We start from the raw sequence: 20,350 nt of genomic DNA on the forward strand, positions 1-20,350 counted from the left end.
GTGTGGACTTCCAGGATCGCCCGGCGTGCCGGCTCAATGCTTGTATGGATCCGTCCGATCAGCCCAACGCCCGTGCGACGTCACTGGGGGCGACACCGGTCAACTCACGGCACACCCGCGCGGCGTGAGCGCCGTCGGCGAATCCGGCCTGATGTGCCGCATCGGTGATCGACGCACCGGCGCCGAGATACTCCAGCGCGCACAGCAGGCGCGTCCACCGCGCCATCGCCCCGAACGACGTTCCGGTCTGTCTGCGAAAAAGCCGGCCCAGATAGTCCGCCGAGATCGCCACCTCACCGGCGACCGAGCCCAGATCCGTCGGACTCGGCATCCAGGCCGTGACGAGTTGGATCGCCGCCCTCACCTGCGGGTGCACCGCCGCCTCGGTGTCGGCGCCGGCCCAGCCGAGCAGGGCGTCGACAACCATGTCCGCCGCGTCGGCGAGATCCTCGGCCCGCACTGCGGCAGCCACCACCACCGCCGGCGAATCGTCACCGTCGATCGCCCACAGCCCGGGGCTGGCACCCCGTGCCCGGATCACCGCGTTGAGCCTTGTCGCAGTGGGTGTTTCAGCACTGAGATAGACCGACAGCGCGGCGCTCGCACCGCCCGGCCGCATCGCATGCCGGGTACCACTGGCCACCGCCGCGACGGAGCAGCGCTGTTCGGTACCGTCGCCGGCCACCAACACCAGCGGGCCGTCGATCCCGACCGCGATCTGCACCGCGGGATGGTGGTGCACCTCGATGTCACCGAACGAACCCACCACCGCCGTCACGCCTGGTCTGGTGAACCAACTGCCGCTCATACCGCAGGCTATCGCGCTGACGACCGCCGGCGTCGGGTAGCGATCCGGCGTACCTGGCGCGCACCGGCGGACACCACGTAATTTGGGGTCATGACGACCGACGGTCCCAAGCTGCAACTGACCGATGACCAGTGGCGCGAGAAGTTGACCCCCGAGGAGTTCGCGGTGCTGCGTCGCGCGGGCACCGAGCGGCCCTTCACCGGGGAGTACACCGACACCAAGACCGAGGGCGTGTACGAATGCCGGGCCTGTGGCGCCGAGCTTTTCCGCAGCACCGAGAAGTTCGAATCGCATTGCGGGTGGCCCTCGTTCTTCGACCCGACCGATTCCGATGCGGTGATCCTGCGCTCCGACGACTCACTCGGGATGCGTCGCGTCGAGGTGTTGTGCGCCAATTGCCACAGCCACCTCGGCCACGTGTTCGAAGGTGAGGGCTACCCCACCCCGACCGATCAGCGGTATTGCATCAACTCCATCTCACTGAAGCTGGTGCCCGCGTCCGAGTGACGAGCGGCCTCAGTCGACCCGGGTGGCGTGCACCTCCCAGAACGGCATGTGCACGCGGCCGTCGACCAGCCACGGTTCGATCACCCGCAGTCGCTCCAACACCGGCGCCATCTGGTCGGCCCTGTCGGGGTTACGCGCAGACATCGTCTCGAACGCCTCGACGCTGACGTTGCCCTGGTAGGTCGTCGTCCCGAGGTAGGTGATCTCCCAGCCGGCCTCCGGGAGCACGCCGCGGAAATCGTCGGCCGACATCGACCGCGGCATCTTGAAGCCGTTGACGTTGTGCTCACCGAATTCGTACATGTACAGCCGCGCACCGGGTTTGGTGGCTCGGTGCAAGGCCCGCACGTACGACTTCTGCAGTTCGGGCTCGTCGGTGAACACATGGTAGAAGGCGGTGTCGACGACGGTGTCGAACCTGCCTTCCAGCCCGTCCAGCTTCGTGGCGTCGGCCACCTGGAAGTCAACGGTCACCCCGGCCTGCCGCGCGTTCTGCCGAGCCCGCTCGATGGCGGCCGGTGAGGCATCGATACCGGTGGCCGACAACCCTTTTGACGCGTAGTGGATGGCGTGGTGCCCGGGTCCCGTGCCGGGATCGAGCACCTCCCCCTTGACGGCGCCCAGTGCGACGAGCTGCTGCACGACCGGCTGCGGCCCGCCGATATCCCATGGCGTCGCGGCGGGCAGTCCGTGCGATGTCCGCTCGTCGCGATACATCTCTTCGAATCGATCGGATTCTTGCGGAGCAGTCATGTCCGCGAGAGTAGACCCGTGGATGGATAGCCCAGGTCAGGCCGCTCGCGCCGGACTTGTCTGCGGATCATGGCGGCCCCACGCCACCCGATTGTCACGCTGGAGTGGCGCCCGACGGCGAGGGCCACTCCAGCGTGACAATCGCGAAACGACCGGACCTGCTTTGTCACTCCAGCGTGGCAGCGGAGCTCGACAGCCACTCCAGCGTGACAAAGCGGGCGGCGGCACGGCCAGAGTAGACCCGTGGATGGATAGCCCAGGTCAGGGCAACTTGGCGACGAGATCCTCGACGCTGATCCGCGGGCCGGTGAAGAACGGCGTCTCCTCACGGGTGTGCCGACGCGCGTCGGTAGCCCGCAGATCGCGCATCAGATCGACGATGCGGTGCAGTTCGGGCGCTTCGAAGGCGAGGATCCACTCGTAGTCGCCGAGCGCGAATGCCGGCACGGTGTTGGCCCGCACGTCCTTGTAGCCGCGGGCGGCCATCCCGTGCTCGGAGAGCATGCGGCGACGCTCTTCGTCGGGCAGCAGGTACCACTCGTAGGACCGCACGAACGGGTAGACGCAGATGTAGTTGCCCGCGTCTTCACCGGCGATGAAAGCCGGGACATGGCTCTTGTTGAACTCGGCCGGCCGGTGCAACGCCACACTGCTCCACACCGGGTCGCTGATCCGGCCCAACGCGGTGGTGCGGCGGAAGTCCGAGTACGTCGCCTGCAGCGCCTCGATGTTGTCCGCATGGGTCCAGAACATGAAGTCGGCGTCGGCGCGCAAGCCGGCCACGTCGTACAGACCGCGCACCACCACACCACGTTCTTCGGTGGTCTTGAAGAACGCCGCCGCCTCGTCGGTCACCTCGGCACGGGCAGTGTCTTCTGCACCCAGGATTCCAGGTTGCACCGCGAACACCGAGAACATCAGGTAGCGGATGGTGGAGTTCAGTTCGTCGTAGTCCAGCTTGGCCATAGGCCTATCGTGCCACGCGGGCGTTCACCAGTTCCGCGGCCGCCCGGGTGGCGGTGCCCACACACGCGGGCACCCCGATTCCGTCGAGATATGCGCCGGCCACCGCCAAGGTCGGCGGCAGCCCGGCCCGCAGTTCGGCGACCAGATCGCCATGGCCGGGACCGTACTGTGGCATCGCGTCGATCCAGCGGTGCACATGGCTGTCCACCGGGTCCACGGTGACACCGAACAGGGTGTTCAGATCGCGGGCCGACCAGGTCAACAGGTCCTCGTCGCCGGTACTGCGCGCGATATCGTCGCCGTAGCGGCCGAAAGACAACCGCACCAACTCGACGTTGCCGCGTCGGCCCCACTTGCGCGACGACATGGTGACGGCCTTGGCGTTCAAGCGTTCCCCCGCAGCCACCAGCACCCCCGATTGCTGCGGCAACGGCGTCCCGCCGGGCAGGGCCAGGGCCACCACCGCGGCCGAGGCCACCCGGATACGTCGGGCCGCGACGGCGGTACGCGGCGCGATGTGCTCGATCAGCCCAGGCAGGTGTGGCGCCGGAACCGCCAGCAGCACCGCGTCGGCGTGCCACTGCGCGCCTTCGTCGTCGAGCACCGCCCAGCCACGGTCACGACGATCCACCCGCACCGCGGCAACCTGGGCCCAGCGCACGTCGGCCCGACGCGCCAACTCCTCCAGCAGCACCGTGTAGCCGCCGTCGACCGCACCGAAGATCGGGCCGTCCGACGACGGCGGCAGGGCGGCTCGGACCGCCTCGGTCAGGCTGCGAGCACCGCGATCCAGCGCGGCGGCCAACGATGGAACGGCCGAACGCAGGCCGATCGTGGCCGACGACCCGGCGTACACCCCGCTGAGCAGCGGGTCGACCGACCGGGTGACCACCTGCGGGCCGAAGCGGTCTCCGACCAGGTCAGCGACCGACGGATCCGCGCCCCGGCTCCAGCGCAGCGGCCGGTTACGTTCATCGAGGATTCGCGCCACGGTGTCGTCGTCGACGAGACCCAGCATCGACGACGCCTGGGCCGGAATGCCCTGCAGTGTGCCCTGCGGCAGCTGATGCAACCGGGCTCCGCTGTAGATCAGCGGGCGGGCACCGGTGGGGCTGAGCCGCCGGCCCGTCAGGCCCAGCTCCTCGAGGAGATCCAGCATCTCGGGCCGGCGCGCCACGAACGCTTCGGCTCCGACGTCGAACGGTTGCCCGCCGACCCGTTCGGTGCGCAATACCCCGCCGAGGCGGTCGGCCGGGTCGAGCACCGTGATCTGTGCTCGCGGCCCGGCGGCCAACCGCAACCGGTACGCCGCGACAAGGCCCGAGACGCCCCCGCCGACAACGCAATAAGCGGCACTCACAGCGAGTGCACCAGCGTCACCGCCTCGGTGATGATGCCGGGGTCGGTCGCCGGCAGCACACCGTGGCCCAGATTGAAGACGTGACCGGCCGCCCCCGCCGCCACCGCGGCACGACCGTCGTCGACCACGCGGCGCACCGCCTGCTCGGCCACCGGCCAACCCGCCAGCAGCACCACCGGATCGAGGTTGCCCTGCAGCGCGGTGCCCGGCTTGACCCGGGCCGCGGCGTCGACCAGCGACGTGCGCCAGTCCACCCCGACCATGGTGGCCGGCGCGGAGCCCAGCGCCTCGGACATCGCGCCCAGCAGCTCGGCGGTGCCGACGCCGAAATGCGTCATCGGCACACCCGCGGCGGCCATGGTCGCGAACACCCGGGTGGTGTGCGGGAGAACGTACGTGCGGTAGTCGGCCAGCGACAACGTCCCGGCCCACGAGTCGAAGACCTGCAGGGCATCCACCCCGGCGTCGACCTGAGCCTGCAGGAACGCGATGGTCAGATCGGTCAGCGAGGTCATCAGGGCATGCCAGGTGGCCGACTCGCCGAGCATCATCGCCTTGGTGCGCTCGTGGTGACGGCTGGGACCGCCCTCCACCAGGTAGGACGCCAGGGTGAACGGGGCACCGGCAAAGCCGATCAGCGGCACCTCCCCCAGCTCACGCACCAACATCGAGACAGCCTGCGAGACCGCCGAGACCTGCTCTGGTTCAAGCGGTTTCATGGCGTCGACGTCGGCCGATGTGCGGATCGGGTGTTCGATCACCGGCCCCACATCCGGGACGATGTCCAAGCCGATTCCCGACGCCTTCAGCGGCACCACGATGTCGGAGAACAGGATCGCGGCGTCGACACCATGCCTGCGCACCGGCTGCAGGGTGATCTCGCAGACCAGTTCGGGATCGAAGCAGGCCTCCAGCATGCGGTGCTGGGCGCGCAACTCGCGGTATTCGGGCAACGAGCGGCCGGCCTGCCGCATGAACCACACCGGCACACGGTGCGGGGTGCGGCCGCTCGCGGCGGCAAGATAGGGGGAATCGGGCAGCTCCCGGCGGGTGTTCATCGGCTCCTATGGTGCCACGAGCCCGCCGGCGCAGACCGTTGCCGGTTCGTGACGCTCCCGCTACGGCGCGCCTGCGAACTGTCCTGGCCGCATCCGCTAGCGTCAAACGCCGTGACCTCTGCCGAACCGGCCCAGTTCCGGACGGCGGTGGCGGCCATGAGTGCCACCACCGTGCGGCCGGAAATCGAGCTGGGTCCGATACGCCCGCCACAGCGGTTGGCGCCGTACAGCTACGCACTGGGCGCCGAGGTACGACATCCCGAGACCACGGTGGTCCCCGAGCGCTCCGAGGGCGACGCCTTCGGACGGTTGATCCTGCTGCACGACCCCGACGGGGCCGAGGCGTGGGACGGCACGATGCGCCTGGTCGCCTACATCCAGGCCGACCTCGATTCCAGTGAAGCCGTCGACCCGCTGCTTCCCGAGGTGGCCTGGAGCTGGCTCGTGGATGCCCTGGAATCGCGTGCCGAGCACGTCACGGCGCTGGGCGGCACCGTCACCGCCACCACGTCGGTGCGCTACGGCGACATCTCCGGCCCGCCGCGCGCCCATCAGCTCGAGTTGCGGGCGTCCTGGACCGCCACCAATCTGGAATTGGGCCCGCACGTCGAGGCGTTCTGCGAAGTTCTCGAACACGCCGCCGGCTTGCCGCCGGCCGGTGTCACCGACCTGAATTCCCGTACCCGCGCTTGACATGATGGACGAGGACCCTCGACTCTCAGAAGCCACCGAGCCCGCCGAGGCCGAAGCAACCCCATTGCTCACCCCTGCCGATGGCGTTCCCGACGTCTGTGTCACCGCAGATGAAATTTCTTCTGCGGCAATATCTTTGGCAAAGGGCAGTGGCCCGTTCGCGATCGACGCCGAACGCGCATCGGGCTTCCGTTACTCCAATCGCGCTTACCTGGTGCAGATCCGCCGCTCCGGCTCGGGGACCGCGCTGATCGATCCGGTCAACCACGGCGGCTCCCCCATCGACGCGATGGCGCCCGTGGCCGATGCCCTGTCCGACGACGAATGGGTGTTGCACGCCGCCGACCAGGACCTGCCCTGTCTGTCGGAGATCGGCCTGCGCCCGGGCCGGCTCTACGACACCGAACTCGCGGGCCGGCTGGCCGGTTTCGAGCGAGTCAACCTGGCCGCGATGGTGCAACGCCTGCTCGGTCTGCAACTGATGAAAGGCCACGGCGCGGCCGACTGGTCCAAGCGCCCGCTGCCCGCGGAGTGGCTCAACTATGCCGCCCTGGATGTCGAGGTACTGCTGGAACTGCGCAACGCGGTCGCCGCGGTCCTCGAAGAACAGGGTAAAACCGATTGGGCGGCACAGGAATTCGAGTATCTGCGGGCCTACGTAGCGCAGCCCACCCGGCGTGACCGCTGGCGGCGCACCTCCGGTATCCACAAGGTGCGCAACCCGCAGGCGCTGGCCGCGGTCCGCGAACTGTGGACGACGCGGGACACCATCGCCCGCGGTCGCGACATCGCCCCGGGCCGGATCCTGCCCGACTCCGCGATCATCAACGCCGCCACGGCCGATCCCAAGACGGTCGACGAGCTCATCGCACTGCCGATCTTCGGCGGCTCCAAACAGCGCAAGAGCGCCGAGGTCTGGTTGGACGCGCTGGACCGGGCCCGGGACAACACCGATCCGCCGGAAGCCAACGACGCCCAGAGCGGCCCGCCGCCGGCGGCCCGCTGGGCCAGACGCAAACCGGAGGCCGCCGCCCGGCTGGAAGCCGCGCGGGCCGGCCTGGCCGAGCTGTCGCAACGGGTCTCGGTGCCCGCCGAGAACCTCATCACCCCCGAGGTGGTGCGCCGGCTGTGCTGGGACTGGAACCCCACCGGCGACGTCGCCACCGCGATATCGGAATTCCTCGTTGCGGCCAACGTCCGGCCCTGGCAGCGGGAGCTGACGATCCCGGTGTTGACCAAGGCGCTCAGCAGCAGCGACTGATCCCCGTCAATCGACCTGGTGGCCGACTTCCTCACCCTCGGGCACCCCGATCGCGGCAATCCAGCCGGTGATCTGGCGCGCGATGTGCTGATCGGTCAACCCGATCTCGGCGAGCACCTCACCGCGTGAGGCATGGTCCTGGAACACCTGCGGGACACCGAGATCCCGGCACGGCACGTCGATCTCGGCGTGCCGCAGCGCCGCGGACACCGACGAACCGATGCCGCCGTGCACCCCGTTGTCCTCGACGGTGACCACCAGCTTGTGCTCGCGGGCCAACTCACCGACAACCTCGGGGACCGGGAGCACCCAGCGTGGATCTACCACCGTGACCCCGATGCCCTGGTTGCGCAGCCGTTCGGCCACCGCCAAGGCCATCGACGCGAACGATCCCACCGCCACCAGCAGCACGTCGTCGGTGAGACCGGCCGCCGGAACCGCGAGCACGTCGACGCCGCCGCGGCGCTCGATCGCCGGAATGTCTTCGCCCACATCGCCTTTGGGGAAGCGGAGGGCGGTCGGACCGTCGTTGATCGCCAACGCCTCGTTGAGTTCCTCGCGCAGGCGCGCGCCGTCGCGGGGGGCGGCCGCACGCAGACCCGGGATGATGCCCAGGATCGACAGATCCCAGACCCCGTTGTGGCTGGCGCCGTCAGGCCCGGTGACCCCGGCCCGGTCGAGCACCATGGTGACGGGCAACTTGTGCAAAGCGACGTCCATCATCAGCTGGTCGAACGCCCGGTTGAGGAACGTCGAATAGAGCGCCACCACCGGGTGCAGGCCGCCCATCGCCAACCCGGCCGCCGAGGTCATGGCGTGCTGCTCGGCGATGCCGACGTCGAAGAACCGGTCGGGGAAGCGATCCCGGAATACGCTCAGCCCCGTCGGGCCCGGCATCGCCGCGGTGATCGCCACGACGTCGCGGCGTTTGGCACCGATCTTGACGAGCTCGTCGGAGAACACCGAGGTCCACCCCGGGCCCGAAGCCTTCGTCGGCAACCCCGTCTCCGGATCGATGACGCCGCAGGCGTGCATCTGATCGGCCTCGTCGTTCTCGGCGTGCGCATACCCCATGCCCTTGCGGGTCACCACGTGCACGATCACCGGCGCCTTGAAGCCTCGGGCGTACCGCAGCGCGTTCTCCACCGCATGCTCGTCATGACCGTCGATCGGGCCGACGTACTTCAGGCCGAGGTCGGTGAACATCACCTGCGGGGCGATCGCATCCTTGATGCCGGCCTTGATGCTGTGCATGCACTGGTAGCAGAACTCACCCACGACGGGCAGGCCGCGCACCGCCTTGCGGCCCTCCTCAAGGAGCCGCTCGTAGCCCGGCTGCAACCGCAGGGCGGCCAGGTGTTCGGCGAACCCACCGATGGTCGGTGCGTAGCTGCGGCCGTTGTCGTTGACGACGATGACCACCGGGCGACCCCCGGTGGCGATGTTGTTCAGCGCCTCCCAGCACATCCCACCGGTCAGCGCGCCGTCACCCACGACGGCCACCACGTGCCGGTTGCGGTGCCCGGTCAGCTCGAACGCCTTGGCCAGACCGTCGGCATAGGACAGCGCGGTGCTGGCGTGGCTGGACTCCACCCAGTCGTGCTCGCTCTCGCTGCGCGACGGGTATCCCGACAAACCGTTCTTGGAACGCAAGGTGTCGAATTCCTGTGCCCGCCCGGTCAGCATCTTGTGCACGTAGGCCTGATGACCCGTGTCGAAGATGATCGGATCGTGGGGCGAATCGAACACCCGGTGCAGCGCCAGCGTGAGTTCGACGACACCCAGATTGGGGCCAAGATGTCCGCCGGTCGCAGCCACCTTGTGGATCAGAAATTGCCGGATCTCGACCGCCAGATCACTCAATTGTGACTGCGACAGGTGCTGCAGATCAGCGGGACCGCGGACCTGTTCAAGCATTCCGCCAGTGTACGCACGCATCAGAATTCAGTCCTGTCGAGGCTGATAGATGTCGGGCACCCCGTCGTCGTCGGCATCGAGGGTTTCCAGCTGGTGAATTCGCCGGTATACGGCATTGCGCGACACCAGAACCACCGATGCCAGCAGGCCCGCGACCACCGATCCGGTGGCCACCGCGATCTTGACGTCGTCGTCGGCGACAGTGCCGTGCCCGAAGGCGAGTTCGCCGATCAGCAGCGAGACGGTGAACCCGATGCCGGCCAACAACGCGACACCCAGCACGTCGCGCCAGGCAAGATCCTCGTCCAGGGTCGCGTGGGTGAAGCGAGCCAGCAGATAGGTGGTGCCCAGCACGCCGATCGGTTTGCCGAGCACCAGGCCCACGATCACGCCGATGGTCACCGGATGCGACAACGCCGCCGAGAAGCCCGACCACCCGCCGACGGTCACGCCCGCGGCGAAGAATGCGAACACCGGGACGGCGAACCCGGCCGACAGCGGCCGCACCAGGTGTTCGAAGTGTTTGGCCGACGCATGGCGACCCAGCACCGGCACGGTGAATCCCAGCACCACCCCGGCCACCGTGGCGTGCACGCCACTGGCATGCACCAGCGCCCAGGCCAACACCGCCGGCGGCAACAGGATCCACCACTGCCGAGCGCCGCGCTGCACGGCGAGCGCATACAGCCCGATCGGCACCAGAGCGCCCAGCAACGGTCCGGGCGCGACGTGATCGGTGTAGAAGAGGGCGATCACGGTGATCGCCAGCAGATCGTCGACCACGGCCAGCGTCAACAGGAAGATCCGCAGCGCCGCGGGCAGGTGCGTGGACACCACGGCCAGGACCGCCAAGGCAAAGGCGATGTCGGTGGCGATCGGCACCGCCCACCCGTCGAGCGTCTCCGGATGGTCCGAGAAAACGTTGATTCCGACGAAGATCACCGCAGGCACCACCATGCCGCCGACGGCGGCCGCGATCGGCAGCGCCGCACGGGCCGGGTCCCGCAGATCTCCCGCGACGAACTCCCGCTTGAGTTCCACGCCGACGACGAAGAAGAAGATGGCCAGCAGACCGTCGGCGGCCCAGGACGACAGCGAAAGATCGAGGTGCAGTGACTGCGGGCCGACGACGAATTCCGAGAGCCGGTGATAGCCGGACGACCACGGCGAATTGGCCCACACGAGCGCCGCACCCGCCGCCGCCAGCAGCAACGCCCCGCCGAACGTCTCGGTGCGCAGCAAGTCGGACACCCGCTGCCACTCGGGCCACGATCCACGCGCCAGCAGGCGTCGGCCGCGGTGGTCACGGCGGTCAGTCATCCGGGGGCTCCTGTGCTCAGCATTCAACGACCGCCGACCAGACTTCCCAGCACACCAGGGAATCACGCTAACAGGCCCGCCGGCACCTCGAATCCACCACAAACCGGCCGTCGCCGTGATTACGTAAAGTAGAGGCGAAGTCGACAAGTCCGGGGTGCTGGTTGAGTCCTTTCGATCACTATTACGCGCGTACCGCCCTGCTCGCTGCCCAGGGCAAGCGCACCCTGATGCAACGCACCGTCGGCGCCACGATCATCGGGCTGAGCCTGATCCCGCTGTTGGTACTGATCAGCCCGCAAGGTCCACACGGGGCCCTGCAGTACGTGGCGGTGGGTGTCGGTGTCGGAGGTCTGACGCTGGCCCAATGGTGGTGGCGGCGCCAGTGGCCCAGCCGCACCCAGTCCTGGATCGTGGTGTGCATCGGCACGGTGTGTATCGGGGCCACCTGCATCCTGCTGGTGGATCCGACCGTCGGACTGCTCGGGTCGAGCTCGTTGAGCCTGGTCACCGGCTATACGGCGTTTCTGCACAGTCGGCGGGTGTTGCACCTGACCTGGCTGGCCTCGGCCGCGGTGGTGATCTGTCTCGGCGTGCGGGTGGCACTGACCGACATCTGGCTCGGGATCGCCGGGGCACTGGTGTCACTGCTGGTGATCCTGAGCACCTCGGCCCTGGTACGGATAGCCGTCGAGTTGATCGAGCCCGACCGCGTCCAGCATCCCGCCGAGATCGACCCGCTGACCGGTCTGCTCAACCGCGAGGCCTTCGACATGCACACCGCGACGATGCTGGGCTCCCACAGTCGCCACGACGACCAGTACCTGGTGGTCGTGGCGGTCGGTATCGACGACATGGCGTTGCTGAGCGACATGGACGGCAGCCACAGCACGTTGCACGCCCGGGTCGCCGTTGCGCAGGCGATGCGCGAGACGGTGCGACACAAGGTGCCGCTGGCCCACGTGTCCGACAGCGAGTTCCTGATCGCCGACGTGTTCAAGACCAACGATCCCTCACCGTTGGTGAACCGGATCCGCATGGCGATCACCACCACGCCCATGCGCCTGACCGCCAGCATCGGCACGGCGTGCAGCCAACTGCGGCCGCTGACCGAACTACCCACCGAGCAGATCGTCGACGCCCTGGTGGCCCTGGCCGTCACCGCGATGAACCAGTCGAAGGCCGAGGGCGGCAACCGGGCCACCTATGCGCACTTCCCCACCCCGACGACCGGGCCCGACGACCGCACCGAGTGAGCGGCACCGATGAGTTCCCTCAGCGGGTCAGCACCGCGATGCACTCCACGTGGTGGGTGAGCGGGAAAGAATCGAACACCCGCAAGTCCTCCACGGAGTAACCGTGCCGCACATACATCCCCACATCTCGAGCGAAAGACGCGGCCTCACAACCGATGTGGATGATTCTGGGCACCTCGGTGGCGGCCAGTGCGTCGATCACCTCGCGGCCGGCGCCGGTGCGGGGCGGATCGAGCACCGCGACGTCCGGACGCCCCGACTCGGCTGACAGCGCGCGACGCACCGAATCGGTGACCACCGAGACCCACGGCAGATCGGCCAGCGCTCGGCGGGCCGTGCGCGATGCCGAACGCGAGGTGTCGACAGTCAGGATCCGACCGTCGGGCCCGACCTGCTGCGCCAACGCGGCGGCGAAAACCCCTGCGCCACCGTAGAGGTCCCACGCGGTCATGCCCGGTTGCAGCTCGGACCAGTCGGCGACCAGCCGGCTGTAGAGTTCGGCCGCATCACGATGGGCCTGCCAGAACGCGGTCACCGGCAGCATCCACTCCCGGCCGCCGATCCGCTGCACGGCCTCGTAATCCCCCTCGACGACCCGCGTGGCGCTCTTGCGGCCGGCCTTCGGACCGGACTGCACGACGTGCCGACGACCGTCTGCATCCAACACCGCGTGCACGTGCGCGCCCGGAGTCCAACGCACCGTCTCCAGCCCGGCGGTCAGCTCGGGGGGCAGCTGCCCGCAATGGAGTTCGGTTACCAGGTCGGCGCTGTGGTAGCGGTGGAATCCGGCTCGGCCGTCGGATGTCGTGTCCAGCCGCACGCGGCTCCGCCAGCCCCGTGCCTCGCCGTCGCCGACCGCCTCGGCGACGGCCGTCTGCTCGTCGCGCCAGGTGAACCCGCCGAGCCGCGAGAGCTGGTTGGCCACGACCGAACCCTTGATGCGGCGCGCCGCCTGCGGCGCGATGAACGCCAGGTCGCAGCATCCGGCGCCGTGGACCCCGGCGATCGGACACAGCGGGTCGACGCGGTCCGGCGATGGTTCCAACACCTCGACCACCTCGGCGTGCCAATACGATCCGCGTTCGTCGAACACGTTGACCCGCACCGTCTCACCGGGCACCGCGTACCGGACGAACACCACCCGGCCCTCGTGGCGTGCCACGCAACTGCCGCCGTTGGCCGCCGAACCCGCGGTCAGGATGAGCTCGGTCACTCCAGGAATCCTCTGCGGGCATCGCCGGGGGTGGCACGCGGCTGCAGCGCCTTCAACCGCTCCGACGAATTCAACTGCCACGGAACCGAGGTCACCATCACGTTCGGCATGAACAGCAGCCGGCCCTTGAGCCGCAACGCACTCTGATTGTGTAGCACCTGCTCCCACCAGTGACCCACGACGTATTCGGGGATGAACACCGTCACCACGGTCCGCGGTGATTCCTTGGTCACCCGTTTGACGTAATCGAGGACCGGCCGGGTGATTTCGCGGTACGGCGAGGCGATCACCTTCAGCGGCACGCTGATGTCGCTGTCCTCCCACTGATGCACCAGGGCACGGGTCTCGGCGTCGTCCACACTCACCGTGATCGCCTCCAGCACGTCGGGCCGCGTAGCACGCGCATACGCCAACGCCCGCTTGGTGGGCAGGTGCAGTTTCGACACCAGGACCACCGCGTGGTTGCGGCTCGGCAGCACGATGTCACCACCCTCGCTCTCATCCTGCGCCTCGAGCTCGCGGGCCACGGTGTCGTAGTGCTGGTGGATCATCTTCATGACGACGAACAGCGCGGTCATCGCCAGGATCGCGATCCAGGCTCCGGCGGCGAACTTCGTCACCACCACGACCACGAGCACCGCGCCGGTTGCGGTGAGGCCGACCGCGTTGATGATGCGCGACCGCATCATCTTGCGGCGCACCGTCGGATCGGTTTCGGTGCGCAACAAGCGGGTCCAGTGCCGCACCATGCCGATCTGGCTGAGCGTGAACGACACGAACACCCCGACGATGTAGAGCTGGATCAGCGCGGTCACCTCGGCCCGGAACGCGACCACGAAAGCGATCGCGGCAAGCGCCAGGAACAAGATGCCGTTGGAGAAGGCCAGCCGATCACCTCGGGTATGCAGCTGCCGCGGCAGGAAGCGGTCCTGCGCCAAGATCGAGCCGAGCACCGGAAACCCGTTGAAGGCGGTGTTGGCGGCCAACATCAGGATCAGCGCGGTCACCCCGGCGATCAAATACAGACCGACCGGGAAATTGTGGAACACCGCATCGGCAAGCTGGGCGATCAAGGTCTTCTGGTGGTAATCGGGAGGTGCACCGATCAGCTGCTCGTGGGGACGCTCGGCGATCTGCACGCCGGTGGCCTTGGCCAGCAGGATGATGCCCATCAAAAGTGTCACCGAGATCACCCCGAGCAGCAGCAGGGTGGTTGCCGCGTTCCGGGACTTGGGTTTCCGGAAGGCCGGCACACCGTTGCTGATCGCCTCGACACCGGTCAGCGCCGCCGAACCCGACGAGAACGCCCGCGCCACCAGGAACACGAGCGCGAAGCCGAGCACCTCACCGTGTTCGGGATGCATCTCGAAGCCTGCGGATTCCGCCCGCAGCGGATGACCCAGAACATAGATCTGGAACAACCCCCAGCCCAACATGATGAACATGCCGACCATGAACGCGTAGGTGGGAATAGCGAACGCGGTACCGGACTCTCGAAGCCCGCGCAGGTTCATCGACGCCAGCAGCAGGATCGCCACCACCGCGAACAACACCTTGTGTTGCGCGACGAACGGCACCGCTGAGCCGATGTTCGACATCGCCGACGACATGGAGACGGCCACCGTCAGCACGTAATCCACCATGAGTGCACTGGCCACGGTCAGACCGGCGGTGGGCCCGAGGTTGGTGGTGACGACCTCGTAATCACCGCCCCCGGAAGGGTAGGCATGAACGTTCTGCCGATAGCTGGCGATCACGATCAGCATGACGCCGGCCACCGCCAGCCCGATCCACGGGGTCAGTGAGTAGGCCGTCAGCCCGGCCACCGACAGCACGAGGAAAACTTCCTCGGGCGCGTAGGCCACCGACGACAACGCGTCGGAGGCGAACACCGGCAGGGCGATCCGTTTGGGCAACAGCGTGTGCGAGAGCTTGTCGCTGCGAAACGGCCGCCCCAGTACCAACCGGCGCGCTGCCGTCGAAAGCTTGGACACGAGAGCCAAGACTAAGCCCGAAGACGAAAAGTCGTCACAAAGCTGTAGCGTTCGAGGGCACGGAGAGAGCAACAGCGCTCTTCTGCGACCGGAAAGGACCGTCGGGTGCGTGTAGTCGTCATGGGGTGCGGTCGAGTCGGCGCGTCCCTCGCGGACAGCTTGGCCCGCATCGGCCACGAGGTTGCGGTCATCGACCGCGACAGCACCGCGTTCCATCGGCTTTCGCCGGAGTTCGCCGGGGAACGCGTGCTCGGCATGGGCTTCGACCGCGATGTCCTGCTGCGCGCCGGGATCGAGGAGGCCGGCGCGTTCGCCGCCGTCTCCTCCGGTGACAACTCCAACATCATCTCGGCGCGGGTGGCCCGCGAGACGTTCGGCGTCGAGCGCGTGGTGGCCCGGATCTATGACGCCAAGCGTGCCGCGGTCTACGAGCGGTTGGGTATCCCGACCGTGGCCACGGTGCCGTGGACCACCGATCGTCTGCTCAACGTGCTGACCAGAGAGACCGAGACCACAAAATGGCGTGACCCCTCGGGCAACGTGGGTGTGGCCGAACTTCCGTTGCACCAGGACTGGGCCGGACATCTGGTCACCGAACTGGAGGCGGCCACCGGCGGCCGGGTGGCGTTCATGATCCGGCTCGGGAGCGGTTATCTGCCCGAGCCGAAGACCGTGATCCAGGCCGGCGACCAGGTGTACGTCGCCGCCGTGTCGGGCCACATCGCCGAGGCGCTGGCGATCGCGGCGCTGCCGCCGAGCGAGGACTTGGAGTCGCACTGATGAAAGTTGCCATCGCCGGGGCGGGGGCCGTGGGCCGTTCCATCGCCCGCGAGCTGCTGGAGAGCAACCACGACGTGACCCTGCTCGAACGCAACCCCGACCACATCGACGTCGACGCCATCCCGGCCGCGCACTGGCGGCTGGGTGATGCCTGTGAGCTCACCATGATGGAGTCGATCAAGCTCGAGGAATTCGACGTGGTGATCGCGGCGACCGGCGACGACAAGGCCAATGTCGTGGTCAGCCTGCTCGCCAAGACCGAATTCGCGGTACCCCGGGTGGTGGCCCGGGTCAACGATCCTCGCAACGAGTGGCTGTTCGACGAGAACTGGGGCGTCGACGTGGCGGTGTCGACGCCGCGGATGCTGGCCTCGCTGGTCGAAGAAGCCGTGGCAGTCGGCGATCTGGTCCGGCTGATGGAGTTCCGCAAGGGGCAGGCCAGCCTGGTCGAGATCACCCTGCCCGACGACACCCCGTGGGGCGGCAAACCCGTCAAGCGCCTCGATCTGCCCCGCGACACCGCGTTGGTGACGATCCTGCGCGGAGCCAGGGTGATCGTGCCCGAATCCGACGAGCCCCTCGAGGGTGGCGATGAACTGCTGTTCGTCGCGGTCACCGAGTCCGAGGACGAACTGCGCGAGCTGTTGCTGCGTCCGGCGCCGCGCTAATCGGCGCTAATCTGCATCGACGCCGTGGGCGTCGTCGGCGGCGTGCACCGCACGCTGCGCGGACCGGATGGCGAGATAGGTCACCAGCGCCGCGACCGCGGTCAGCGGCCAGCCCATCGCGATGCGGGCGAAGCCCAGCCAACCGGTCTCATCCGAGTCGTACAGGTACTGCTGGACCAGAAACCGCGAGGCGAACACCACGACCCAGGTGAGCGTGGCGACGTCGAAGGCCACCACGGCCTTGCGCACACCACGCCACTCGCGGTCGTGCGTGTTGACCCAACCCCAGATGTAACCGACCACCGGGCGGCGGATGATCACCGACACCCCGAACACCACCGCCCACAGCAGTGACGTCCAAATACCAAGCAGGAAATAGCCTTTCGACTCCCCCACCAGATACGCGATGAGCGCGCTGACGCCGACGGCAAAGAATCCCGACACCGCCGGTTGAACAGATTCGCGGCGGACCAGCCGCCAGATCAGGATCAGGGTCGCCACCCCGAGCGCGGCAGCGATCGCGGGCATCAGGCCGAATGCCGTGGACACCGGGACGAACACCACCACCGGCAACGACGAATAGATGAGGCCGCTGACCCCACCCATCTGGTCCAACACGGCCCGCCCGCCGCCGTGGGCAGGGGCCGGTGCCGGCTCGCTCTCGGCGGGTTGAGGCGCGTTGCCTGCGTTCGGTTCGGCCTGACTCACTTCTGGATTTCGTAGCGCGGGTTGTAGATCGCTTTGGTGCCGTTCTCCAGCTTGCCCACGCGACCGTGCACGCGCAGCGTGCACCCGGATTCGATACCGGGGATGCGGCGCTGACCCAACCACACCAGCAACACCGTGTCGGTGCCGTCGAACAGTTCGGCCTTGATGCCGCCGGAACACCCCTTGCCGTTACATTCGACGCTGCGCAGGGTGCCGACCATCGTCACTTCCTGGCCGCGCTGAACGTCGATCGCCCGCAGTGCGCCGGTGTTCGCGGCTTCATCGCTGAGCTCTTCGACATCAAGCTGTTCGGGGTCTTCCGTCAGGCGTCGCGTAAGCCGGCGCAGATACCCTTCGGCCGTAGCCATGGCCTCTCCTGACCTTCTGCGGATCCACTGTGAATCCGCCCAACCAACGCCACGGTAGCCCTCTTGTTCGACGAATGCCACGTGGGGTACGGGTCGGCGCGCCGATGATTTGACGGGGCAGGCACGATCGTGTGATGAGCGTCATTCTGCGCAGTGTCCCAACCGTTCTGCTGCCCGGTACCGGGTCCGACGACAACTACGTCTACCGGGCATTTTCCGCTGCACTGCACGATCTGGACGCACTTGTGGTGACCCCGCCTCCGACACCCGAGCGGCTCATCGAGGGTTATCTGCACGCGCTCGACGACGCGGCGCGGTCGGGCCCCATCGCGGTCGGCGGCGTCTCGATCGGGGCGGTGGTCGCGGCCCGATGGGCACTGGACCACCCCACCCGTGCGGTGGCGGTGCTGGCCGCCCTGCCGCCCTGGACGGGTTCGTCCCAACATGCACCGGCCGCACTGCTGGCCCGGCAGTCGGCCGAACTGTTGCGCCGGGACGGGCTGGCGTCCGCGGTCGCACAGATGCGTGCTGCCAGCATGCCGTGGCTGGCCGACGAACTGGCCCGGTCCTGGGTGGGCCAGTGGCCCACGTTGCCCGACGCGATGGAAGAAGCGGCCGGCTACCGGGCACCGGACTGCGCCGAGCTCGAACTGCTCAGGGTGCCGATGGGTGTCGCAGTGGCAACCGACGATCCCGTGCATCCCGCCGAAGTCGGCTACGAGTGGGTGGCCGCGGCCCCGCAGGCAGCGTTGCGCTCCGTCACCCTCGAACAGATGGGCGTCGACACCGGCGCGTTGGGCGCCGCCTGTGTGGCGGCGTTGCAGGATGCGGTCGACGCCACCGTCGTCGGCTGACGGTCAGCCGCCGGTGATGGTGCGAAGCTGCTGCATCGCCGAACCCTGCACGCTGCGCCGAGCCGCCGGCTCGGCCGGCGGCTGATCGGCCGGCGGATCCTGAGCGGCGGACATCTGCTGGGCAGCCTGCTGCATCGCCGCCTGTTGCGCCGCGGCGCGCAGTTGGGCCGCCATCGGCTCGGGCAGCTGCACCGCCAGCGGCGTGCGCACCGGCAGAGGTGTGTCACCGCGACGAATCACGCTGTCCGCCAAGGACGTCCGCGCTTCGGCGGCCAGTGCGTCGATGGTTTCCGGCGAACCGTTGACCACACAGCGCACCATCCAGCGGTATCCGTCGACGCCGATGAAACGCACCACGCCGCCGTTGCCCACACCGAGCACCTCGCGCCCCCACGGGCCGTCCTGAATGCTGACCGAGGTCGCATCCTTGCGCAGCGAGTCGGCGAGCTCACCGGCCACCTCACGCCACAGGCCCGCACTCTTGGGCGCGGCATAGGCGGCGATGGTGAACCGTCCGTTGGGCGTCACCACCCACACCGCGCTGGGCGCTCCGGCCTCGTTGAGCTCGACCTGGACCTGCCCGCCGTCGGGCATGGGGATCAGCACCGAACCGAGGTCGAGCCGCCCCTGCACGGCGACTTCGGGATCGTCGAAGTCCTCGACGTCGAACGGCCCCTGATCGACGTCGTCGCCGGCGTCCGCCGAAGCGGGCGGATCACCCACCGGCTGACCTTCCTGCCGATCAGCGGCGTCTTCAGCCGAAGCGTTGCTCTTGCGTTTTCCGAATGCCATCACAAACTCGCATGTCCGCCGGAGGAACCGTGGCCACCGTCGCCACGGGAGGTGTCAGCCAGGCCGGCCTCGTCGAATGAGGTCACCTCGACCAACTCGGGCAGTTCTACCCGCTGAACCAACAGCTGGGCAATCCGGTCACCGCGGCTGACCACGATCGGCGTGTCGGGGTCGAGGTTGATCAGCGAGACCTTGATCTCGCCGCGATAGCCGGCGTCGATGGTGCCCGGACTGTTGACGATCGAAAGACCCACGCGGGCAGCCAAACCCGATCGCGGGTGAACGAGCCCGACCATGCCGTGCGGGATGGCCACGGCGACGCCGGTGGGCACCAGCGCTCGCTGGCCGGGGGCAAGCTCGACGTCCTGGGCGCTGTAGAGGTCTACGCCCGCGTCACCATCGTGCGCCCGGCTGGGCATCGGTAGTTCGCGGTCCAATCGGACGACCGCCAGAGAGGTGGACACGACGTCACAGATTACTCTGAGCCGCGTGTCAGACACGCGTGCAACCACCCAAAGCGTTCTCTATCGCGAGCGTTTGTGGGTGCCGTGGTGGTGGTCACTGCCGGCTGCCGTGCTGGCAGCGGTGATTGCCTTCGAGATCGGCCTGGCGGCTCCGGCCATTCCGGCGTGGCTGCCTTACGTCCTGCTCTTCGGCGTGGCGGCGGCGGTGTTGATGTGGTTCAGCAAGACCGAGCTGAAGGTGGTGGGCCACGCCGGCGGGAACACCGAGTTGTGGGTCGGTGACGCACACCTGCCGACCGACGTCATCTCGCGTACCGCCGAGGTGCCACGGTCGGCGAAAACGGCGGCGCTGGGCCGTCAGCTCGACCCGGCCGCGTATGTCGTGCATCGCGCCTGGGTCGGCCCGATGGTGCTGGTGGTGCTCGACGATCCGGACGACCCCACCCCGTACTGGTTGGTGAGTTCGCGGCGTCCGGAGCGGGTCCTGGCGGCGCTCCGCGGCGGAGCCGCGAATCCGGCGTGAGCGGCGGAGCCGCGAACGAGGCTTAAGCGGCAAAGCCGCGAATCCCGCCTGAGTGGCGGAGCCGCGAACGAGGCTTGAGCGGCTGCGCTG

Annotated in this window: 21 protein-coding genes; 8 read left to right on the forward strand and 13 right to left on the reverse strand. The window is 68.1% G+C overall.

What is annotated here, in order from left to right:
* Nucleotides 1-58: 58 nt before the first annotated feature.
* Nucleotides 59-808, reverse strand: a complete 750-nt coding sequence (locus A5740_RS15715) for a helix-turn-helix transcriptional regulator (RefSeq protein WP_139335155.1) — start codon at nt 806-808, stop codon at nt 59-61.
* A gap of 90 nt (nt 809-898) precedes the next feature.
* On the opposite strand from A5740_RS15715, the gene msrB reads away from it, so the two are divergent.
* A complete protein-coding gene (gene msrB / locus A5740_RS15720) occupies nt 899-1,315 on the forward strand; it encodes a peptide-methionine (R)-S-oxide reductase MsrB (RefSeq protein WP_076195406.1) in 417 nt (138 codons plus the stop codon).
* Between the two features lie 9 nt (nt 1,316-1,324).
* Here msrB and A5740_RS15725 read toward each other — a convergent pair whose 3' ends face one another.
* The 4 genes from A5740_RS15725 to hemE form a co-directional block, all read right to left on the reverse strand.
* A complete protein-coding gene (locus A5740_RS15725) occupies nt 1,325-2,068 on the reverse strand; it encodes a class I SAM-dependent methyltransferase (protein ID WP_076195407.1) in 744 nt (247 codons plus the stop codon).
* Between the two features lie 261 nt (nt 2,069-2,329).
* Nucleotides 2,330-3,034 carry a hydrogen peroxide-dependent heme synthase gene (gene hemQ, locus A5740_RS15730; protein WP_076195408.1) on the reverse strand — a complete coding sequence of 235 codons (705 nt, stop codon included), beginning with the start codon at nt 3,032-3,034 and terminating at the stop codon, nt 2,330-2,332.
* A 4-nt stretch (nt 3,035-3,038) separates the two neighbouring features.
* On the reverse strand, nt 3,039-4,394 hold the full coding sequence (locus tag A5740_RS15735) for a protoporphyrinogen oxidase (protein WP_076195409.1): 1,356 nt from the start codon (nt 4,392-4,394) through the stop codon (nt 3,039-3,041).
* Complete coding sequence (gene hemE, locus A5740_RS15740) at nt 4,391-5,452, reverse strand: uroporphyrinogen decarboxylase (protein WP_076195410.1); 1,062 nt, start codon at nt 5,450-5,452, stop codon at nt 4,391-4,393. The genes A5740_RS15735 and hemE overlap by 4 nt, the downstream gene beginning before the upstream one ends.
* A gap of 156 nt (nt 5,453-5,608) precedes the next feature.
* Between hemE and A5740_RS15745 the strand changes: the two genes are divergently transcribed.
* On the forward strand, nt 5,609-6,145 hold the full coding sequence (locus A5740_RS15745) for a DUF3000 family protein (protein WP_254849207.1): 537 nt from the start codon (nt 5,609-5,611) through the stop codon (nt 6,143-6,145).
* A gap of 4 nt (nt 6,146-6,149) precedes the next feature.
* On the forward strand, nt 6,150-7,406 hold the full coding sequence (locus A5740_RS15750) for a ribonuclease D (protein ID WP_139335156.1): 1,257 nt from the start codon (nt 6,150-6,152) through the stop codon (nt 7,404-7,406).
* Between the two features lie 6 nt (nt 7,407-7,412).
* On the opposite strand, the gene dxs is transcribed toward A5740_RS15750, so the two are convergent.
* Both dxs and nhaA read right to left on the reverse strand, forming a co-directional pair.
* On the reverse strand, nt 7,413-9,323 hold the full coding sequence (dxs, locus tag A5740_RS15755) for a 1-deoxy-D-xylulose-5-phosphate synthase (RefSeq protein WP_076195413.1): 1,911 nt from the start codon (nt 9,321-9,323) through the stop codon (nt 7,413-7,415).
* Between the two features lie 27 nt (nt 9,324-9,350).
* A complete protein-coding gene (nhaA, locus tag A5740_RS15760; RefSeq protein ID WP_076195414.1) occupies nt 9,351-10,643 on the reverse strand; it encodes a Na+/H+ antiporter NhaA in 1,293 nt (430 codons plus the stop codon).
* A gap of 161 nt (nt 10,644-10,804) precedes the next feature.
* On the opposite strand from nhaA, the gene A5740_RS15765 reads away from it, so the two are divergent.
* Entirely contained in the window at nt 10,805-11,896 is a 1,092-nt protein-coding gene (locus tag A5740_RS15765) for a GGDEF domain-containing protein (RefSeq protein ID WP_076195415.1), read from the forward strand.
* A gap of 19 nt (nt 11,897-11,915) precedes the next feature.
* On the opposite strand, the gene A5740_RS15770 is transcribed toward A5740_RS15765, so the two are convergent.
* Nucleotides 11,916-13,109 (reverse strand): class I SAM-dependent RNA methyltransferase, encoded by a 1,194-nt coding sequence (locus tag A5740_RS15770; protein WP_076195416.1) that lies wholly within the window; start codon nt 13,107-13,109, stop codon nt 11,916-11,918.
* Nucleotides 13,106-15,103, reverse strand: a complete 1,998-nt coding sequence (locus A5740_RS15775; RefSeq protein WP_076195417.1) for an APC family permease — start codon at nt 15,101-15,103, stop codon at nt 13,106-13,108. Before A5740_RS15775 ends, A5740_RS15770 begins: the two co-directional genes overlap by 4 nt.
* Nucleotides 15,104-15,208: 105 nt before the next feature.
* Here A5740_RS15775 and A5740_RS15780 point away from each other — a divergent pair, with 105 nt between their 5' ends.
* Both A5740_RS15780 and A5740_RS15785 read left to right on the forward strand, forming a co-directional pair.
* Nucleotides 15,209-15,883 (forward strand): TrkA family potassium uptake protein, encoded by a 675-nt coding sequence (locus A5740_RS15780; protein ID WP_139335157.1) that lies wholly within the window; start codon nt 15,209-15,211, stop codon nt 15,881-15,883.
* On the forward strand, nt 15,883-16,551 hold the full coding sequence (locus A5740_RS15785) for a TrkA family potassium uptake protein (protein WP_076195419.1): 669 nt from the start codon (nt 15,883-15,885) through the stop codon (nt 16,549-16,551). Before A5740_RS15780 ends, A5740_RS15785 begins: the two co-directional genes overlap by 1 nt.
* 6 nt (nt 16,552-16,557) lie before the next feature.
* Here the strand turns inward: A5740_RS15785 and A5740_RS15790 are convergent, their stop codons facing one another.
* Entirely contained in the window at nt 16,558-17,157 is a 600-nt protein-coding gene (locus A5740_RS15790) for a DUF3159 domain-containing protein (RefSeq protein ID WP_139335160.1), read from the reverse strand.
* 98 nt (nt 17,158-17,255) lie between these two features.
* Nucleotides 17,256-17,627 (reverse strand): OB-fold nucleic acid binding domain-containing protein, encoded by a 372-nt coding sequence (locus A5740_RS15795; RefSeq protein ID WP_076195421.1) that lies wholly within the window; start codon nt 17,625-17,627, stop codon nt 17,256-17,258.
* 134 nt (nt 17,628-17,761) lie between these two features.
* Here A5740_RS15795 and A5740_RS15800 point away from each other — a divergent pair, with 134 nt between their 5' ends.
* On the forward strand, nt 17,762-18,481 hold the full coding sequence (locus A5740_RS15800) for an alpha/beta fold hydrolase (RefSeq protein ID WP_076195422.1): 720 nt from the start codon (nt 17,762-17,764) through the stop codon (nt 18,479-18,481).
* A gap of 3 nt (nt 18,482-18,484) precedes the next feature.
* Here A5740_RS15800 and A5740_RS15805 read toward each other — a convergent pair whose 3' ends face one another.
* Together A5740_RS15805 and dut are read right to left on the reverse strand one after the other, a co-directional pair.
* Nucleotides 18,485-19,273 (reverse strand): DUF3710 domain-containing protein, encoded by a 789-nt coding sequence (locus A5740_RS15805; protein ID WP_076195423.1) that lies wholly within the window; start codon nt 19,271-19,273, stop codon nt 18,485-18,487.
* Nucleotides 19,273-19,737: a dUTP diphosphatase gene (gene dut / locus A5740_RS15810; RefSeq protein ID WP_076195424.1), complete on the reverse strand. Its 465-nt coding sequence runs from the start codon at nt 19,735-19,737 to the stop codon at nt 19,273-19,275. Before dut ends, A5740_RS15805 begins: the two co-directional genes overlap by 1 nt.
* A 25-nt stretch (nt 19,738-19,762) precedes the next feature.
* Between dut and A5740_RS15815 the strand changes: the two genes are divergently transcribed.
* Nucleotides 19,763-20,260, forward strand: coding sequence for a DUF3093 domain-containing protein (locus A5740_RS15815; RefSeq protein ID WP_076195453.1), 498 nt, complete (start codon nt 19,763-19,765; stop codon nt 20,258-20,260).
* Nucleotides 20,261-20,350: the final 90 nt, after the last annotated feature.

This window comes from Mycobacterium sp. GA-1841, from assembly GCF_001954135.1.
In the GTDB taxonomy this organism is placed as follows: domain Bacteria; phylum Actinomycetota; class Actinomycetes; order Mycobacteriales; family Mycobacteriaceae; genus Mycobacterium.

What these genes read in the sequence shown, in the direction of transcription:
- A5740_RS15715 (WP_139335155.1), bottom strand. Translation starts at nt 808, where the DNA reads ATGAGCGGCAGTTGGTTCACCAGACCAGGCGTGACGGCGGTGGTGGGT.
- msrB (WP_076195406.1), top strand. Translation starts at nt 899, where the DNA reads ATGACGACCGACGGTCCCAAGCTGCAACTGACCGATGACCAGTGGCGC.
- A5740_RS15725 (WP_076195407.1), bottom strand. Translation starts at nt 2,068, where the DNA reads ATGACTGCTCCGCAAGAATCCGATCGATTCGAAGAGATGTATCGCGAC.
- hemQ (WP_076195408.1), bottom strand. Translation starts at nt 3,034, where the DNA reads ATGGCCAAGCTGGACTACGACGAACTGAACTCCACCATCCGCTACCTG.
- hemE (WP_076195410.1), bottom strand. Translation starts at nt 5,452, where the DNA reads ATGAACACCCGCCGGGAGCTGCCCGATTCCCCCTATCTTGCCGCCGCG.
- A5740_RS15745 (WP_254849207.1), top strand. Translation starts at nt 5,609, where the DNA reads ATGAGTGCCACCACCGTGCGGCCGGAAATCGAGCTGGGTCCGATACGC.
- A5740_RS15750 (WP_139335156.1), top strand. Translation starts at nt 6,150, where the DNA reads ATGGACGAGGACCCTCGACTCTCAGAAGCCACCGAGCCCGCCGAGGCC.
- dxs (WP_076195413.1), bottom strand. Translation starts at nt 9,323, where the DNA reads ATGCTTGAACAGGTCCGCGGTCCCGCTGATCTGCAGCACCTGTCGCAG.
- nhaA (WP_076195414.1), bottom strand. Translation starts at nt 10,643, where the DNA reads ATGACTGACCGCCGTGACCACCGCGGCCGACGCCTGCTGGCGCGTGGA.
- A5740_RS15785 (WP_076195419.1), top strand. Translation starts at nt 15,883, where the DNA reads ATGAAAGTTGCCATCGCCGGGGCGGGGGCCGTGGGCCGTTCCATCGCC.
- A5740_RS15790 (WP_139335160.1), bottom strand. Translation starts at nt 17,157, where the DNA reads ATGGGTGGGGTCAGCGGCCTCATCTATTCGTCGTTGCCGGTGGTGGTG.
- A5740_RS15795 (WP_076195421.1), bottom strand. Translation starts at nt 17,627, where the DNA reads ATGGCTACGGCCGAAGGGTATCTGCGCCGGCTTACGCGACGCCTGACG.
- A5740_RS15800 (WP_076195422.1), top strand. Translation starts at nt 17,762, where the DNA reads ATGAGCGTCATTCTGCGCAGTGTCCCAACCGTTCTGCTGCCCGGTACC.
- A5740_RS15805 (WP_076195423.1), bottom strand. Translation starts at nt 19,273, where the DNA reads ATGGCATTCGGAAAACGCAAGAGCAACGCTTCGGCTGAAGACGCCGCT.